The organism is Streptomyces sp. NPDC107765, assembly GCF_055657085.1.
This window is the reverse complement of record NZ_JBVKBL010000006.1, coordinates 190,559-207,726: the sequence shown is the minus strand read 5'-3', so window position 1 is coordinate 207,726 and position 17,168 is coordinate 190,559. Positions and strand designations below refer to the sequence as shown.

The following is a 17,168-nucleotide window of genomic DNA, read 5'->3' as shown; positions in this document are numbered from 1 at the left end:
TGGTATCACCCGGCAGCGGTTCCCGAACGCCCGCGGGCCGGCATTCCCCCGAAGGTACGCGACCGTACGTCACCCGCCCGGCGGCTACCGGCGCGGCGGGCGGCTGTCCTCGTGGGTCCGGCGGGCGAGGAGGCCGGTCACCAGCGCCAGTGGGGGCCAGTTGATGCTGCCGTGGCGGGCGACGGCGTATGCGCGCAGGACGACCTCCGGAGCCGTGAGCCGGACGATGCGGACGCCGGGGAAGGGTGCGAGGTCCCCGGGCAGCAGCCCGACGCCCAGCCCGGCGGCGATCATCGCCTGCACCAGGTCGAGGCTGTCGGCCTGATGGGTCACCCGGGGCGTGAAGTCCGCCATCGAGGCGAGCGTGCGGATGGCCACCTCGTCCGCGGAATTCCGGGAGTTGACGATCCAGTTCTCCGCCCGGAAGTGGGTGACGACGCCCAGGGCCGTGCCCTCGGGCACCTGCGTACCGGCGGGGACACCGAGGCCCCATTCCGTGGTCCACAGCGGCGTCGCGCCGACGGACGGGTCGAGGGTGGCCGGTGCGAGGTTGTAGTCGTAGGTGAGCGCGAGGTCCGTCTCGTCGGCGGCGAGGGCGTGCAGGGCCTCGGCGGGCTCGTGCTCGCGTATGAGGATCCGCACCTGGGGGTGGCTCGTCGCGAGCCCGGTGACGATCGGCAGCAGGTACGTACGGATCGCCGTGCCGAATCCGGCGACCCTGAGGGTGCCGTGGGGCTCGGCCCCGGGTCCCAGGTCGAGCCGGGCCGCCTCGACCGCGGCGAGGATCGTCACGGCGTGTTCGGCCAGCCGCCGGCCCGCCGGGGTCAGCCGGACCCGGCGCCCGTCCGGCTCGATGAGCGTGGTGTCCGTCTCACGGGCGAGCGCGGCGATCTGCTGGGAGACCGTCGAGGTGGTCGTTCCGAGCGTCTCGGCGACGGCACGCATCGACCCGAGCCGGGACAATTCGACCAGTAGTTCCAGGCGCCGCGTCTCCATGCGCGTCATTGTTCAGCTTTCCCGAACGGAATGTCCATGATCGGCACGTGGACGGCAACGATGCCGAGACCGTCTACTGACGGCCATGACCGCGCCACCTGCCCTGACGTCCCCGACCACCGCCCGCCGTCCCTCCTTGCGCGGGGCGGACGCCGGTGTGCTGATGGCCCTCGCCTCGATGAGCTGCGTCCAGCTGGGCCTCGCGCTCTCGGTGCGGCTCTTCGACCAGCTCGGGCCGGTGGGAACGACGGCGCTGCGCCTGACGTGGGCGGGGGTGCTCCTGCTGGTCCTCGTCCGCCCGCGCCGCTCCGATTTCACCGGCCGGGACCTGTTCGCCTGCCTCGGGCTGGGTGTGGTCACGGCCGGGCTGATGCTGCTGTTCATGTGCGCGGTCGCCCGCATCCCGCTGGGGACGGCCAGCGCACTGGAATTCCTGGGGCCGCTCGGCGTGGCGATGTTCGGGGCGAGGGGCGGCCGCAAGCTGTGGGCCTCACTGGCCGCGGTGGGGGTGGTGCTGCTCACCGAACCCTGGCACGGCGGGAGTGACCCGGTGGGCCTCGGGCTCGCGCTGGCCGCCGCGGCCTGCTGGGCCGGGTACATCCTGCTGACCCAGCGCGTCGGCGACCGGGTCACCGGTCTGAACGGCCTGGCCGTCTCGATGCCGGTGGCCGCCCTGGTCGCCACGCTGTTCGCCGGACCGTCCGCCCTGGGGGCGGTGACCTGGCCGCTGGTGCTCACCGGCCTGGCGCTGGCGGTGCTGCACCCGGTCATCCCGTTCAGCCTCGAATTCCTGGCCCTGCGCCGGCTCTCCACCAGCGCCTTCGGCACCCTGATGAGCCTGGAACCCGCCATCGCCCTCGTCATCGGCGCCGTCACCCTCGGCCAGCTGCCCGGCGCGGGCCCGGCGGCCGGGGTCGTCTGCGTCGTGCTCGCCGGTATCGGCGCCACCCGCACCGGCAACCGCGCACCGGCGTCCGCGGAGGACCCGCGCCCCGGCGGGTGACGACCGTGCCGCTGCGCGCGCGGACAGGTCAGGCGTCCACCACGTCGACCGTCGCGCCGCGGTCGCGCAGGGCGGTGAGTTCGGCGGCGGGGGTGGCGCGGTCGGTGACGATGCGGTCGTAGCGGCCGGCGTCGCCGTACACGTGGGTGGCGGTCTTGCCGAATTTGGTGTGGTCGACGAGGAGCAGGGAGCGCCGGGCGCAGTCCAGCATGGCCTCCTTGATCTCGGCGTACTCGCGGATCGGGTGGAAGAGCCGGCCGCCGAGGACGGAGACGGCCGACATCACCGCGAGGTCGGCGCGCAGCCGGCCGAGGGCGCGCAGGACGTCGGGGCCGACGCAGGAGCCGAACTCGCCGCGGTAGCGGCCGCCGAGCAGCGTGACCTCGGCGCCGGGCGTCTCGTCGAACAGCCGGGCCACGCCGAGGGAGTTGGTGACCACGGCGACCGCCTCGGTCCGGGCGATCCGCGCGGCGAGCGGGAACAGCGTGGTCGAGTCGTCCAGGACGACGGTGCTGCCGGGCCGGATCTCGTCGGCGACCGCGGCGCACAGCGCCTCCTTCAGCGGGCGCTGCACGCCGATGCGGAAGCGGGTGGCGGTTTCCATGGTGAGGGTGGGGAAGGGGGCGGCCCGGCCGCGTTCCTTGCGCAGCAGCCGGCGTTCGGCGAGCTGGTCCAGGTCGCGGTGCATGGTCGCGAGGCTGACCCCGAAGTGCCTGGCCAGTTCGTCGATCCGGACCTCTCCGCGTTCGACGACGAAGGCCAGTACGTCCTGGCGTCGCCGGTCGACCTCGGCCAGCGACGACCGTGTGGAAGCCATCGGGGCCGCCCCTTTCCCGGTCGCACAGCGGCAGCGGCACGCCTACCGCTGCGGATGGATGACGGCCTTCACGGCGGTCGCGTCCGTGGTGGCGACGGTCAGTGCGTGCTCGGCCTCGGCAAGACCGTAACGGTGCGAGACCAGCGAGTCGAGCCGGACCGCACCGGACTCCACCAGCGCGATCGCGGTGGGCCAGGTGTGGGCGTAGCGGAAGGTCCCGGTGAGTTCGAGTTCGTGGTTCTGCACCCGGCCGAGCGGGAGCGGGATCTCGTCCCCGCCCATGCCGATGAGCACGACCCGGCCGGCCCGGCCGACGGTGCGGATCGCCTCGCCGGTCACCGCGGGGACGCCGGAGCACTCCAGCAGCACGGTGGGGGTGTATCCGGCCTCGGGCAGCGGCTTTCGGGAGACGTCGAGGGCGGTGGCGCCGGCCGCGCGGGCGAGTTCCAGGCGGTGCGGGACGACGTCGGTGACGAGCACCTCCCGGGCGCCGAAGGCGCGTGCGGTGCGGGCGGCGACCAGGCCGATGGGTCCCGCTCCGGTGATCAGCACCCGGTCCCCGGGGGCGACGCGGGCCTTGCGGCAGGCCCAGACGGCGACCGACAGCGGCTCCAGCAGGGCGGCGTCCTCGATGGTCAGGGAGTCGGGGACGTCATGGGCGAAATCCTGGTGGACGGCCAGGTATTCGCAGAAGGCACCGTCGACCGGGGGCGTGGCGAGGAAGCGCATGCCGGGGCAGAGGTTGTAGCGGCCGGCCCGGCATGCGCCGCAGGTGCCGCACGGGGTGCCGGGCTCGACGGCGACGCGCCGGCCGGTCCGCCGCGGGTCGACGCCCGGCCCGCAGGCGACCACGGTGCCGGCCGCCTCGTGGCCGAGGACGAGGGGTTCCCGTACGACGAAGTCGCCGATCCGGCCGTGCCGGTAGTAGTGCACGTCGGAGCCGCAGGTGCCGACCGCTTCGACGCGGACCAGGACCTCTCCCGGTCCGGGGGCGGGGACGGGGCGCTCTTCGAGCGTCAGCTTCCCGGGGCCGTGCAGGACGGCGGCGCGCATGGTGGCGGGGATCGCGGTCTTCGCGGGGGTGGCGGGCTGTGCGGGGGTGGCGGTCATGGCGGGCACGGCTCCCTGGGGTCTTCGAGGATGTGCGCTCTTTTTTAACAGAGCAGTCTTGATTTCGCACAAAATACGAGAAGACTTTGCGGCCGGTCCACCACCCGGCGGCACTTTCCGACTCCGCCGACGCGGCGGTGGAACCCGCATCTCCTCCCTTCTCCGCCCTGGAGGGCCCATGAGCAGCCCCGCCCCCTCGTCGAGCCCGGCCCGGACCCCGGCCGGTGCGCCCCGGCCGGCGACCGACCGCTCCCGCCTCGCACGATTGGGCATCCCCCCGGCCCTGACCTGGGGTTTCGTCGGCGTCCTGCTCTTCATGACCGGCGACGGCGTGGAGACCGGGTTCTTCTCGAAGTACCTGGCCGACCACGGCCTGACCAAGGCCGACGCGGCGGTCGTCATCGCCGTCTACGGCATCACCGTCGCCGTCGGCGCCTGGCTCTCCGGAGCACTGTCCGACCTCTGGGGACCGCGACGGGTGATGACCGCCGGGTTCGTCATCTGGCTCGTCTTCCAGCTGCTCCTGCTGTCGGTCGCGCTGCCGGCCATGAACTATCCGCTGCTGCTGCTCGTCTACGGACTGCGCGGCTTCGGCTACCCCTTGTTCGCCTACGGGTTCCTGGTGTGGGTGACCGCGGCGACCCCGCCGCACCGGCTGGGCACGGCGGTCGGCTGGTACTGGTTCGCCTTCACCGGCGGCCTGCCGACGCTCGGTTCGCTGCTCGCCAGCGCGACGATCCCGCAGGTCGGCTCGTACCGCACGCTCTGGCTCGCGCTCGGGCTGGTGACGCTCGGCGGACTGCTCGCCCTGCTGCTGGTGCGCGAACCCACCGGACGGTGCCGGCTCGCCCCGGCCGGTGAACGGCCGCTGGCGACGCTGGCGGGCAGCGTCTCGATCATGCGGCGCCGCCCGCGGGTCGCCGTGGGTGCCGCGGTACGCGTCGTCAGCACCGGTTCCCAGTTCGGGTTCCTCGTCTGCATGCCGTTCTTCTTCACGGAGACGGCCGGATTCACCACCTCGGCGTGGCTGCGGCTGCTCAGCGTGATGTTCACCGCGAACATCTTCGCCAATCTCTTCTTCGGCGCCGTCGGGGACCGGCTCGGGTGGCAGCGCACCATGACCTGGTTCGGCGCCGTGGCCTGTGCGCTGACCTGCCTCGCGCTGTACTACGTCCCGCTGGTGGCCGGCCCGTCCTTCGCCGCGTCCGCGGTGGCCGCCGCGCTCTACGGCATCGCACTGGCCGGCTACGTACCGATCTCGGCGCTCGTGCCGGCGCTGGCGCCGCGCCACAAGGGTCAGGCGATGTCCGCGCTCAACCTCGGCGCGGGGCTCAGCACCTTCGCCGGGCCGGCCGTCGTCGCGCTCGCCCTGGGCCCGTTCGGGATCGAGGGGATCGTCTGGATCTTCGCCGGACTGCACCTCCTGACCGCGGTCGCCATCCGGTTCCTGGAACCGGACCCGGAGTTCACCGCGTCCGCCGCCGCCGTGGTCGAGGAGGGTAGGGCCGTTCCGGCCGGCCGGCACTGACCGGCCGTCAGCCGCACTGCGCCGTTCAGCCGCGGCCGACCGATCGGAACGTAAGGTGGCAGATCGGTACATCACATGACATAGCGAGGTCCCGCATGCACGCTCGCCGTCTCGCCACCGCCGCCGCTCTCACGCTCACGACCACCGCACTCGTCGCCGCCGGCCCCCCACCCGGCGCCGCTCCCCCACCCCACAGCCGGACCACCGCCGCGCGGCACGCCGGCACCACCGAGGTTCCCGTCGAACGGGGCACCGCCCGCTTCCGTGTCCCGTCCGCCCTCCTCACCCGGCTCGCCGCCCGCGGTGTGGTGCCCAAGACCCTCGGCGCGAAGGGCAAGCCGCGCCCGCGCCTCGCACGCGACGGCAGCCGCACGCTGAGCCTGCCCCTCTCGGGTGGTGCGGTCACCAACAGCGGCGGCAAGGCAGGCGGCGAACTGCGGTTCGGCGGAGGCGGAGTGGCCCTCGTACGTGCCAAGGCGCACAAGACCCTCCGGCTCACCGGCTTCACCGCCGACCTCGGCCAGGGCACGCTCAGCGCCGGCACCGGCCGCGGCACCCGGATCACGTTGGGCAGCTTCCCCCGCACCGACCTCAGGACCGCGCTGAACCCCAGGACCCGGGTGCTGCGCCTCAAGGCCCCGATCACCCTCTCCGCGTCCGCCGCCGAGCGGCTCAACACCGCCCTCGCGACGAAGGCGTTCGCCCGCGGTACCCGGCTGCTGGACGTCCGGGTCACCGCCTCGCTCGACCGGACCGCCGACCTCCGCACCGCTCTCAATCTCAGCGGGCGGCGAAGTCCTGTGTCCACCACGGCCCGCCGGTGCCCTCCCGGATGCCGACGCCGATGTCCTTCGGGTCGCACCGGAGGATGTTACGGCGGTGGCCGGCGCTGTTCATCCAGTCCTTCATGACGGCGGCCGGGGGCCGGCCGGCCCACCGCGATGTTCTCGGCGTACGCGGACCACGCGTAGCCGGCCGCGGTGATCCGGGCTCCCGGATCGGCACCGTCCGGATGGGTGTGGCCGAAGAACCGGCGGGCGGCCATGTCGTCCGCATGGCGCTGCGCCGCCCGCTGGAGCGCCGCGTTCCCCTGCACGGGCGGACAGCCGTGCGCCGCCCGCTCTCCGTTCACCAGCGGGATGACCTGGTGGGCGGCCTGCCGCAGGGAGCCGGTGGGCGGGCGCTCGACAGCGGCGGGGCCCGGCGCGGCGAGTGCGGCCGGGCCGGCCGGCAGGGCGAGGACCGCGGCGGCGAGCACGAGGGTCAGGGCGTGACGCGGACGCCTCCCCTGCCGGGCGTGGTGCGGAAGCGTGCCGTGCGGTCCGGGCATGCCGAAACTCCCCCTTGGCGGAACGGGACCGTGATCTCGGACGGGCCCGCTCGCCGGGTGGTGCGCGCGGGGCGCAGAGTGCCTGGCCGGGGGCGGGTGCCTTCATGCCCCGGTCCGCGGGCCTGACGGGGCATCACCGGCGCTCGGGGGCGGCGTGGAACGGCGGACCGGCGCGGGCATTCCGCCGCCGCTCCCCCGCCCCGCGCCGCCCGCGCCGGGCGTCACCGGTCGGCCGCGGCGGCCTCCGCCAGCGGCGCCGCCGCGAGCCCGGCTGGCAGCGGCCCGGTGTGGAGCACGCCCAGCCGCTGGGTCGCCCGGGTGAGCGCGACGTACAGATCGCTGGCCCCCAGCTCCTGCGGTTCCGCCACCAGCACGGTGTCGAACTCCAGGCCCTTGGCCTGCCGCGGATCGATCAGCACGACCGGGCGGGTCAGGTCCGGGGCCGGTCCGGCGGAGGCGGACGGGAGCAGCGGCAGCAGGTCCGCGTGCCGGGAGCGCGGGGCGATCACCGCGAGCCGGCCGTCCGCCCGGCTCTCCCGTGCGACGGCCTCGGCCACCGCGCCCGCCAGGTCGTCGGTGCGCTGCGCCCAGGGCCGTACGCCGGTGGACCGGATCGAGCGGGGCGGCGCGAACTCCGGGTCCAGGGACCGCGGCACCTCGGCCGCGACCTCCATGATCTCGGTCGGCGTGCGGTAGTTGACGCCGAGCCGGGTGTGCTGCCAGCGGTCGCCGACGTACGGGGCGAGGATCGTCTCCCAGGCACCGCAGCCGCCTGGTTCCGCGGTCTGGGCCGGGTCTCCGACCAGGGTCATCGAGCGGGTCGGGCAGCGGCGCATCAGCAACCGCCAGGCCATCGCGGAGAGTTCCTGTGCCTCGTCGACGATGATGTGGCCGAAGGCCCAGGTGCGGTCGGCCGCGGCACGTTCGGCGGCGCTGCGGTGGTCGGCCTCCTCGTGCCGCTCGGCGAGCCGTTCCGCGTCGACCAGGTCGTGCGCGGCGAGCACCTCCGAGTCCTCGTCCTCGCGGTCCTCGAACTCCTGGGTGCGGGAGCCGTAGGAGAGGTCGAGCACGCCCTGGGCGTAGGAGATCTGTTCCAGGCGCTCGGCCTCGGCGGCGGCGCGGGCCGCCGAGTCGTCCTCGCCGAGGAGTTCGGCCGCCTCGTCGAGCAGCGGAATGTCCGCGGGCGTCCACTCCCCACCGGTCCGCCGGATCGCGTCGGCGTCCGCCTCGGGGAGGTGGACGGGCTCGGCGAGGAAGTCCGCGACCAGTTGCCGGGGCGTCAGGGCGGGCCACAACTCCTCGATGGCGCGGTGCACTTCGCGGCTGGTGGCGATGGCCTTGCCGAGCTGGGCGATGTCGTCGGCACCGAGCAGGTTCGGGCCGCCGTAGGGGTCGGCGCCGATCCGGTCGGTCAGTTGGGCGGTGAGTGCGTCGATGATGCGGAACGCGAAGTGCGGGCGGGCGAGGTTGTGCGGCAGCCGGGTCTCGCGGGCCCGGCGCCGGGCCGCCTCCGCCATCGGTGCGTCCAGCCGCAGTTCGCCGTCGTCGTGCTCGATGACGATCTCCGGGTCGGGCAGGGTCTGCCGCTCCTGGACGAACCGCGCGAGCGCCTCGGCCATGGCCGCGCCGCCCTTGACCTCGGCGGCCCGGGGCGTGTCGGTTCCGGTCGCGGTGACGCCCGGGAAGAGTTCCGCGGGGGTGGCCAGCAGCACCCCGGTCTCGCCGAGGGCGGGCAGCACCTCGCCGATATAGCTCAGGAAGGCGGGGTTGGGGCCGACGATCAGCACGGCGCGGCGGGCGAGTTGTTCCCGGTGGGCGTAGAGCAGATAGGCCGCACGGTGCAGGGCGACGACCGTCTTGCCGGTGCCGGGGCCGCCTTCGACGACGAGGACGCCGTGGTGCGGGGCACGGATGATGCGGTCCTGGTCGGCCTGGATGGTCTGCACGATCTCGTGCATCCGGCCGGTGCGGGCGGTGTCCAGGGCGGCGAGCAGCACGGCGTCCGCGTCGGCACCTTCGTGTCCGGTGCGGACGGTGTCGGTGAGGTCGAGGATCTCGTCGTGCAGGGCGGTGACCTGGCGGCCCTCGGTGGTGATGTGGCGTCTGCGCCGCAGGCCCATGGGGGTGTGGCCGGTGGCGAGGTAGAAGGGGCGGGCGACCTCGGCGCGCCAGTCGAGGACGAGCGGGGTGTGGTCGGCGTCGTCGCGGCGGATGCCGATCCGGCCGATGTGGTGGTCGCGGCCGTCGCGGAAGGCCAGCCGGCCGAAGCAGAGCCCGGACTCCCCGGCGTCGACGGCGGCCAGCACGCCGGACTGCTCGGCCACCGCGACATCGCGCTCCAGCCGCGCCTGGGCGTTGTTCCCCGCGAGCGCCAGGGCCTTTCGTACCGCGGTCGCGGCTTCCGCGCGCATTTCCGCGAGGCGCTCGTAGAGCAGGTCGATGAATTCCTGCTCCTGCCGCAATTCCTCGTTTGACAATTCGACTCCGCTCAAGTACAGTTTGCTTTGGAACATTGGGTAGTGGTCTTGTGCAACCAAGACACAGAAGCCCTCAATATACGCAGAGAAATACCCCGGACGTCAAATGCGTCGCGGGGTATTTTTGCGTCCCCGAATCGACGGGCGATGGGTGTTCCGCGTTCCGGGCCCGTTCAACTTCCGGCCACGCATCCCGCGCACTCTTCGGAACGAGATGTTCCGTTTGGTGACACCACGGTGGCCCGCCATTCCGGCCGCCGTCTACGGAGGGCCCCATGGCCGGTTTGCACACCCCCACCGACCGTCGTCGATTCCTTCTCTCCTCCGGTGCCGCGGTCGCCGGCGCCGGCGCCGCCTGGGCACTGCCCGGCCAGCGCCGCAGCAGCGCCGCCGCCGACCCCCGCCCCGCGCGGACCGGCCCGGTGCCGTCGCCGGCCCGGCCCGCCTCCGGGCGTCCGGCGCCGTACGGCGTCACGACCCTGGAGACCACCGCCCGGCTCACCGGCACGAGCGGCTACCGGCGCATGGCCTCCGGGCCCGGCTGGCCCCTGGTCGTACGGGACGAGCTGGCCGCGGCCGGGCCCCGACGGCGGGACCGGGGGACCCCGCTGGCCTGTTTCGTCCAGCTCACCGATCTGCATGTGGCCGATGTCCAGAGCCCGCTGCGGACCGAATTCCTGCGCGCCGGGTCGCCGGGGTCCTGGCGGGTGCAGGAGGCGCTGTCGGTGGCCGGTGCGGTGTCGCTGGTGGAACAGGTCAATGCGATCCGCGGCGGGCCGCACACCGGGCGGGCGCCGGCCTTCGCGATGTCCACCGGCGACAACATCGACAATCACGAGATGGTGGAGCTGGAGTGGTTCCTCACGCTGATGAGCGGGGGCCGCATCACGCCGAATACCGGAGCCCCGGCGTCGTACGAGGGCGTCCAGAATTCCGGGCTTCCGCTCTACTGGCATCCGGACGCCGGCCTGCGCGACCAGGACAAGCGGCGCGGGCTTCCGGAGATCCCCGGATTCCTCGACGCCGCGATCCGTCCGGTGACCAGCCCCGGGCTGCGCATTCCCTGGTATTCGACGCCGGGCAACCACGACGACCTGCCGGGCGGATGCCTGAATCCGGCCGATCCCTGGCTGTGTGACTACGTCACCGGGGCCCGCAAAATCTTCTCCGTCCCGGACGCCGATGTGGCCGCACTGGCCCGGGTGCTCAACACCGGTGACGATCCCAAGAGCGTGGTGCTGAAGGAGATTCTGCAGCGCAATTCCGCCGGGGCCCGGAGTGTGGTCGCCGATGAGCGGCGACGGATGGTGACCCCGCAGGCGTATCTGCGCGCGCACCTGGATCCGGCCCACGCCGGGGCGGGGCCGGCCGGGCACGGCTACACCGAGAACCATCTCGACGGCGAGCGCATGTACTACACGTTCCCGGTCGCGGAGAACGTGCTCGGCATCAGCCTCGACACGACGTATCGCAGCGGCCACTTCGAAGGGTCCCTGGACAGCGAGCAACTCGGTTGGCTGGCGCGGACGTTGGCGGCGCACAGTTCCCGTTACTTCGATGCGGACGGCCGTCCGGTGCATAATCCGGGCGCGACGGACGCCCACGTTCTGGTTTTCAGCCACCACCACAGTCCGAGCATGACCCGGCGCCCGGACGCGGCCCGTACGGACGCGCCGCGGCACGACGGCGCCGAGCTCATCGCGCTGCTGAACCGGTTCCCGAACGTGGTGGCGTGGATCAACGGGCACAGCCACGTCAACCGCATCACCCCGCACCCCCACCCGACGCCGGCCCGGTCCTTCTGGGAGGTCAACACCGCCTCACACGTGGACTATCCGCAGCACGCCCGGCTGCTGGAGCTGGTCGACAACCACGACGGCACGGTGTCGCTGTTCACCACCCTGATCGAGTCCGCGGCACCGCACCGGACCGACCTCGGCGATCTCTCCGCGGTCGGCCTCGCGTCCCTGTACCGCGAGCTGTCGTACAACGCCCCGGGGCTGGCCGACGGGATGGCGGGCGGGGTGCACGAGGAGATGGCGGGCCGGCCGGCGGACCGCAACACCGAACTCCTGGTCCGCAGCTTCCGGGGGTGAGCCGCGACCGCTCGGATCCGGTCAGACATAGCACCGGGAGTGCGGCAGGGCAGTCGGATCCGGTCAGAACTTGGAGGTGTGGCGGGCTTCTTCGGCCGCTTTGAGGACGGTGGGGAGGGCGGCGCCACCGGCCGCGGTGACGGCGGCCGCCACGGCCCCTTCGAGGAAGGGGGCGTCGGCTAGGACGGCGTGGATGCCGGGGTGATCGGTCAGGACGAGGCGGGTGGCGAGGACCGAGCTGCCCAGGTCGGGGAGGACCACCGCTCCTGCTTCGCGGGTGGCGGCGGTGCGCAGCGCGCGCAGGATGCGGGGGTAACTCGTGCCCGTCCGGCCGTCATCGGTACCGCCGGCCGGGGCGACGACGACTCCGGGGCCGGCCATCTGCTCGATGAGGGTCCGTACGCCGAAGGCGATCTCCGCACGGTGCGACACAAGTACGATGCCAACCAGCGGTGTCATGAACGAGGACTCTACGGAGCGGAACGCCGTTCAGCAATACCGAACAGGGAGTTGATCGATGGTCCAGGCTGTGCACAGGGCGATCCACGTGCTCCGGGAGCTCGCCACGGCGACGCCGCGCCTGGGCGTCACCGAGCTGGCCGACCGCATCGGGGTGGCCAAGCCGACCGTCCACGCCCTGCTGCGCACCCTGGAGTCGGAGGGCATGGTCGTCCAGGACCGGGAGACCGGGAAGTACCGGCTGGGCCCCGGCCTGGTGACCCTCGGCAATGCCTATCTGGACTCGCACGAGCTCCGCACCCGCGCCGTGACCTGGGCGGACCTGCTGGCCAACCAGGCCGGCGCGGCCGTCTGGGTAGGCATTTTGACGGGTAGTCAGGTTCTGGTCATCCACCATGCGTTCCGGCCCGGCGGGTCGGTGCAGGTGCTGGAGACCGGGGCCAGCCTGCCCTGGAACGCCTGCGCGATCGGGAAGGCGATCGCCGCGTTCCTGCCGGCCGAGCGGCGCGGCGAGCTGCTCGCGGGCGAGCTGGCCCGGGTCACCGGGGCCAGCATCGACGATCCGGACCGGCTGGCGACCCAGCTGGACCGGGCCCGGGAGACCGGATACGCGCTGGAAGAAGGCGAGTTGACGCTCGGCGACGCCGGGATCGCGGCGCCGGTGTTCGACCGCAGCGGCGAGGTGGTGGGCGCGCTCGGGCTGGTGGGACCGGTCGAGCGATTGTTGGCCGAAACCGTTCGCCAGGAGTGTGCGATCGCGGTCCGCGAGGTGGCCCGAAGCCTGTCGCGTGATCTCGGAGCGCCGCGCAACGCCGGGCTGCGCGCCGCCGGTTGACGGGCGCCGCGGACCCCGCGACTTCATCACGGGTTCATCAACCCGCAGTGCTCAGGGGCCGGTTGCCCGGCGATTGTGTTGCCTGCGTTGCCAATGCGCCCAAGCCCTTGACGGGGCCGGGGTCGCTGCGTTTTGCTTCCTATGGCCATTCGGCAATGCCGAACAGCTTTCGGTAAAGCGTTAGTTATCCGACTCGCCCTCAAGGTCGCGGGCACCGGGGGAACGAAGGAGCGCCTGCCATGCGGAAGCCTGCGGAGAAGAGCGACAACTTAAGTCGGTCCGGGCCGGTGACGCCGGTGCCGTGGCCGGGGTTCCGCGCGTCGACGAGGACTCCGCCGCGGTGGCCGGGCGGCCCGGACGCTCCTGCGGGCGACCACCCGACGAGCCGGACGGTACGACCCCGCCGGTGCAGGATGATCGGCAGAACCGGAGGAGTAGCGGTGGACTCGGCGCTCGCCCTCGGCTGGATGCAGCACGTCGCCTCGGCGATGCACCGGGACCGGGACCTGCTCACCCGTCTGGACTCCGCCATCGGCGACGGTGACCACGGGGCGAACATGGCCCGGGGGTTCACCGCGGTACAGGCCGGCCTGGCCCGCTCCGGGCCCGTGCCGTCCGCACCCCTCGCGGCGCCGGACGGCACCGACGCACCCGGCGAGATCCTCCTCCGGGCCGGGAACTGCCTGGTCTCGGTCGTCGGTGGCGCGTCCGGACCGCTGTTCGGCGGCGCGTTCCGGGCCCTCGGCGAGGCGCTCGGCTCCTCCCCCGAGGTCGACGCCCGGCGGTTCGCGGCCGGGCTCACCGCGGCGCTGGCGAAGATCCAGCAGCTGGGTGCGGCCGTGCCCGGCGACAAGACCATGATCGACGCATACGCCCCCGCGGTCGGCGCCTTCCGGGCCGCCGCGGAGTCCGGCGCCGCCTTCGGCACGGCGGCGCACGCCGCGGCCGAGGCCGCCGAGGCCGGGATGCGGGAGACCGTTCCGCTGCAGGCCCGGAAGGGCCGGGCGGCGTACCTGGGGCTGCGCAGCATCGGCCACCAGGACCCCGGCGCCACCTCAACCGCCGCCATCTTCCGCTCACTTGCCGAGGCCTCCGGTCCCCTCCGGTAGCGCCGCTCCCCCCTTGCCCCCTGCTCCGTCGCCGCACGCTTCCGGCGCCGCGCCGAGCCGCGGTGCGCCGGCTGCGGCTGCTCCCCACCTCCCGAGCAACAGATTGGATCAACTGTGACCGCCCACTCCATCGACCACGTTGAGTTCTATGTGGGGGACGTCAATCAGGCTTCCCACTACTACTGCGGGACCTACGGCTTCCGGGTGGTGGCCGAGGCGGGGCCGCTCACCGGTCTCGCCGGCGCCCGGTCGCTGGTCCTGGCGCACGGCGGCGTCCGCCTGGTGCTGACCTCCGCCCTGCACGCGGACCACCGGGCCGCCCGCTTCGTCCACCGGCACGGCGACGGCGTACGGGACGTGGCCCTGCGGTCCACGGATGCCGTCGCGGACTTCGAGCAGGCGCTGGCCGCCGGGGCCGAGCCGGTGGCCGGGCCGGAGACGTTCGAGGACGACGGGGTGCGGGTGGTCCGCGCCACCGTCGCCGCGACCAACGACCTGGTCCACAGCTTCGTCCAGCGCGACGGCGACGACGAGGCGACGGCCCACTTCCTGCCGGGGCGGTACCGGCCGGTGGCGGAGGCTGCCGAGGCGTCCGGCCCCGCCCTGCTCCGCTCGGTCGACCACCTGGCCCTCTGCCTGCGGGCCGGCTCGCTGGACACCATGGTCGACTTCTACCAGCGGGCGCTGGGCCTGAAGCACACCTACGACGAGTACATCGTGGTCGGCGGCCAGGCGATGGCCTCCAAGGTCGTCCAGGACGAGACCCGGGGCATCACCTTCACCATGGTCGAGCCCGACCCGGTCGGCGGCCGCGGACAGCTCAACGACTTCCTCGACGGGTTCAACGGCCCGGGCGTCCAGCACGTCGCCTACAGCACCGACGACATCGTGCACGCCGCCCGTGAACTCCGGCTCTCGGGCGTGGAGTTGCTCTCCACCCCGGCCGGCTACTACGCCTCGCTCGCCGAGCGCGGCATCGAGGTGGGCATCGACCCGGCGGTGCTCCAGGACCTCGGTCTGCTCGCCGACCGGGACGAGTGGGGACAGCTGGTCCAGGTCTTCACCCGGTCCCCCTACGCCCGCCGCACGGTGTTCTTCGAGCTGATCCAGCGGCTCGACGCCCGGACCTTCGGCAGCGGCAACATCAAGGCGCTGTACGAGGCCGTGGAGCGCGAGCGGGCACGCACCGACGAGGCCGACGACCCCCGCGGCGACGCGGTCCCCGCCGGCGCGCCCGCGAAGGCCGGCGTATGACCGCGCGGGCCGGCCGGGAATCCGGGGCCGACGCCGGGGAGGTGCTGCTGTCGCCGGAGGACTACGAAGCGGCGGCCCGCGCCCGGCTGGACCGGGCGGTGTACGACTTCATCGCCGGCGGCAGCGGGGACGAGGTGACGCTGCGCGGCGAGCGGGCGGCGTACGACCGCTACCGGCTGCGCCCGCGGACCCTGGTCGACGTCTCCCACTGCGAGACCGGCACCACCCTGCTCGGCTCCCCGGTGTCCTTCCCCGTCGGTGTCGCGCCGATGGCGTACCACCGCCTGGTCGACGCGGAGGGCGAGACGGCGACCGTACGGGCCGCCGGTGCGGTCGGCGCGCTCACCGTGACCAGCACCTTCGCCAGCCGGACGATCGAGGAGACCGCCCGGGCGGCGTCCGGACCGCTCTGGCTGCAGCTGTACGTGCTGCGCGAGCGCACGGTGACCGAGTCGCTGGTGCGCCGGGCCGAGGCGGCCGGCTACCGGGCGCTGGTGATCACCGTCGACGCGCCGCGGATGGCGCGCCGGGAGCGCGACCTGCGCAACGGTTTCAGCCTTCCCCCGCACCTCCGGCCGGTGAACCTCGACGACGGCCAGGCCGGTGGTCTGCACGGCAGCCGGGCCGGCAGCTCCACCCTGGCCGAGCACGCCGCCCGGCACCACGACGCCGCGTTCACCTGGCAGGACCTGGCGTGGCTGCGCTCACTGACCAGCCTGCCGCTGGTCCTCAAGGGCGTACTGACCGGACAGGACGCGCGGCGGGCGGCCGAGTTGGGCGTCGAGGGCCTGATCGTCTCCACCCACGGCGGCCGGCAGCTCGACGGTGCGATCGCGGCGCTGGACGCCCTGCCGGAGGTCGTCGCGGCCGTACCGGAGACCTGTGAGGTGCTGGTCGACGGCGGCATCCGGCGCGGCACGGACGTGCTCAAGGCGCTGGCGCTGGGGGCCCGTGCGGTGCTGGTCGGCCGCCCGGTCCTGTGGGGCCTGGCCGTCGGCGGGGCGGCCGGCGCCGAACGGGTGCTGGCCACCCTCCGCGCGGAGCTGGAGGAGGCGATGGCCCTGACCGGCCGCCCCGTCCTCGACGCGATCGCCCCGGACCTGCTGCACCTCTCCCCCGCCGCGGCGGCACCCGCCGCCGGACTGCCCCACCTCTCCCCCGGCCCCCTTTCCCAGCCCCTCCTCACCAACGACAGGGATATGGCATGACTCGCAATGACGCCCCGCGCCCGCTGACCGCCGCCGAAGAGGCGCTGCTGCCGACCGATGACGAGGTGCAGTTCTACCAGGAGCACGGCTGGTATCTGTCGAAGAAGCTGCTGACCGACGACGAGGTCGACACGCTCAATGCCGCGGCCGACCGCTTCTACGGCGGCCACCGGGACCGGACCCTCCCGGTCCGGCCGCCGCGGCTGGCGTACTGGGAGCCGGAGAAGGGCGATGTGCACCGGCACAACGACTACATCTTCTACGAGGACGACACGATCCGGAGCATCCTGTCCAAGCCGCTCATCGCCGCGGTCGCCGCGCGGATAGCGGAGACCAGCCAGATACGCCTGTGGAACAGCACCCTGATCCACAAGCCGCAGCGCGCGGACGACGAGCGCAACATCGTGCCCTGGCACTTCGACCGGCACTACTGGCAGACCTGCTCCTCCGACGAGATGCTGACCGCGTTCATCCCGTTCCACGACTGTGGCGAGGAGATGGGCACCATCACGATGGTCGACGGCAGCCATCGCTGGAAGGAGACCGGCGGGGACGACACCACCAGCCGGCACTTCGCCGAGCGGGACCGGTCGGAGCTGGAGGACATGCTCGCGGAGAACGCCGCGTTCAACAACTCCGAAGTGGTCAAGGTCCCGGTGAACATCCCCAAGGGCCACATCAGTTTCCACCACTGCCGCACCTACCACGGCAGTGGGTACAACGTCAGCGACCGTCCGCGGCGCGCCATTTCGCTGCACCTCCAGGACCGCACCAACCAGTGGCGGCCCTACGAGCTGTCCTCCGGCGACCTCGTCGTCTACAACAATGACGTGCTGGTGCGCACGGACGCGCACGGCAACCCCGACTACACCGACCCGGACTTCTGCCCCGTCCTCTGGGAGGACCCCCGGTGACCAACGGCTCCACCCCCACCGTACTTCCGGCC

At 73.1% G+C, this 17,168-nt stretch carries 14 protein-coding genes and 2 pseudogenes; 9 read left to right on the top strand and 7 right to left on the bottom strand.

Translation table 11 applies throughout. The features are described from left to right. Positions 1–84: 84 nt before the first annotated feature. A complete protein-coding gene (locus ACZ7MX_RS17270) occupies positions 85–996 on the bottom strand; it encodes a LysR family transcriptional regulator (protein ID WP_472132882.1) in 912 nt (303 codons plus the stop codon). An 85-nt stretch (positions 997–1,081) separates the two neighbouring features. Here ACZ7MX_RS17270 and ACZ7MX_RS17265 point away from each other — a divergent pair, with 85 nt between their 5' ends. Continuing rightward, the gene (locus ACZ7MX_RS17265; protein ID WP_472132881.1) at positions 1,082–1,999 is read left to right on the top strand and encodes an EamA family transporter; all 918 of its coding nucleotides are present in this window, start codon (positions 1,082–1,084) and stop codon (positions 1,997–1,999) included. Positions 2,000–2,027: 28 nt separating this feature from the next. On the opposite strand, the gene ACZ7MX_RS17260 is transcribed toward ACZ7MX_RS17265, so the two are convergent. Together ACZ7MX_RS17260 and ACZ7MX_RS17255 are read right to left on the bottom strand one after the other, a co-directional pair. Further along, entirely contained in the window at positions 2,028–2,816 is a 789-nt protein-coding gene (locus ACZ7MX_RS17260) for a DeoR/GlpR family DNA-binding transcription regulator (RefSeq protein ID WP_472132880.1), read from the bottom strand. A gap of 42 nt (positions 2,817–2,858) precedes the next feature. Further along, positions 2,859–3,926 carry an NAD(P)-dependent alcohol dehydrogenase gene (locus tag ACZ7MX_RS17255; RefSeq protein WP_472132878.1) on the bottom strand — a complete coding sequence of 356 codons (1,068 nt, stop codon included), beginning with the start codon at positions 3,924–3,926 and terminating at the stop codon, positions 2,859–2,861. Positions 3,927–4,104: 178 nt separating this feature from the next. Between ACZ7MX_RS17255 and ACZ7MX_RS17250 the strand changes: the two genes are divergently transcribed. Continuing rightward, a complete protein-coding gene (locus ACZ7MX_RS17250) occupies positions 4,105–5,454 on the top strand; it encodes an MFS transporter (RefSeq protein ID WP_472132876.1) in 1,350 nt (449 codons plus the stop codon). A 95-nt stretch (positions 5,455–5,549) separates the two neighbouring features. Next, complete coding sequence (locus ACZ7MX_RS17245; protein ID WP_472132874.1) at positions 5,550–6,365, top strand: hypothetical protein; 816 nt, start codon at positions 5,550–5,552, stop codon at positions 6,363–6,365. Here the strand turns inward: ACZ7MX_RS17245 and ACZ7MX_RS17240 are convergent. The 3 genes and pseudogenes from ACZ7MX_RS17240 to ACZ7MX_RS17230 form a co-directional block, all read right to left on the bottom strand. Continuing rightward, a pseudogene (locus ACZ7MX_RS17240) lies at positions 6,307–6,510 on the bottom strand (CAP domain-containing protein); the annotation flags it as partial. The gene ACZ7MX_RS17245 and the pseudogene ACZ7MX_RS17240 sit on opposite strands and share 59 nt — an antisense overlap. Then, positions 6,458–6,784: pseudogene (locus ACZ7MX_RS17235) on the bottom strand (CAP domain-containing protein); the annotation flags it as partial. The pseudogenes ACZ7MX_RS17240 and ACZ7MX_RS17235, both read right to left, overlap by 53 nt. 221 nt (positions 6,785–7,005) lie before the next feature. After that, positions 7,006–9,297 (bottom strand): HelD family protein, encoded by a 2,292-nt coding sequence (locus ACZ7MX_RS17230; RefSeq protein ID WP_472132872.1) that lies wholly within the window; start codon positions 9,295–9,297, stop codon positions 7,006–7,008. Between the two features lie 239 nt (positions 9,298–9,536). Between ACZ7MX_RS17230 and ACZ7MX_RS17225 the strand changes: the two genes are divergently transcribed. Continuing rightward, on the top strand, positions 9,537–11,357 hold the full coding sequence (locus ACZ7MX_RS17225; protein ID WP_472132870.1) for a TIGR03767 family metallophosphoesterase: 1,821 nt from the start codon (positions 9,537–9,539) through the stop codon (positions 11,355–11,357). 63 nt (positions 11,358–11,420) lie between these two features. On the opposite strand, the gene dhaM is transcribed toward ACZ7MX_RS17225, so the two are convergent. Beyond that, the gene (gene dhaM, locus ACZ7MX_RS17220; RefSeq protein WP_472132868.1) at positions 11,421–11,816 is read right to left on the bottom strand and encodes a dihydroxyacetone kinase phosphoryl donor subunit DhaM; all 396 of its coding nucleotides are present in this window, start codon (positions 11,814–11,816) and stop codon (positions 11,421–11,423) included. A gap of 58 nt (positions 11,817–11,874) precedes the next feature. On the opposite strand from dhaM, the gene ACZ7MX_RS17215 reads away from it, so the two are divergent. The 5 genes from ACZ7MX_RS17215 (at position 11,875) to ACZ7MX_RS17195 (ending at position 17,136) form a co-directional block, all read left to right on the top strand. Next, a complete protein-coding gene (locus tag ACZ7MX_RS17215) occupies positions 11,875–12,651 on the top strand; it encodes an IclR family transcriptional regulator (RefSeq protein WP_472132866.1) in 777 nt (258 codons plus the stop codon). Between the two features lie 413 nt (positions 12,652–13,064). After that, entirely contained in the window at positions 13,065–13,760 is a 696-nt protein-coding gene (gene dhaL / locus ACZ7MX_RS17210; protein ID WP_472132864.1) for a dihydroxyacetone kinase subunit DhaL, read from the top strand. A gap of 114 nt (positions 13,761–13,874) precedes the next feature. Continuing rightward, on the top strand, positions 13,875–15,014 hold the full coding sequence (gene hppD, locus ACZ7MX_RS17205) for a 4-hydroxyphenylpyruvate dioxygenase (RefSeq protein ID WP_472132862.1): 1,140 nt from the start codon (positions 13,875–13,877) through the stop codon (positions 15,012–15,014). Continuing rightward, positions 15,011–16,222 carry an alpha-hydroxy acid oxidase gene (locus ACZ7MX_RS17200; protein ID WP_472132860.1) on the top strand — a complete coding sequence of 404 codons (1,212 nt, stop codon included), beginning with the start codon at positions 15,011–15,013 and terminating at the stop codon, positions 16,220–16,222. The genes hppD and ACZ7MX_RS17200 overlap by 4 nt, the downstream gene beginning before the upstream one ends. Next, entirely contained in the window at positions 16,219–17,136 is a 918-nt protein-coding gene (locus ACZ7MX_RS17195) for a phytanoyl-CoA dioxygenase family protein (protein WP_472132858.1), read from the top strand. The genes ACZ7MX_RS17200 and ACZ7MX_RS17195 overlap by 4 nt, the downstream gene beginning before the upstream one ends. Positions 17,137–17,168 lie beyond the last annotated feature (32 nt).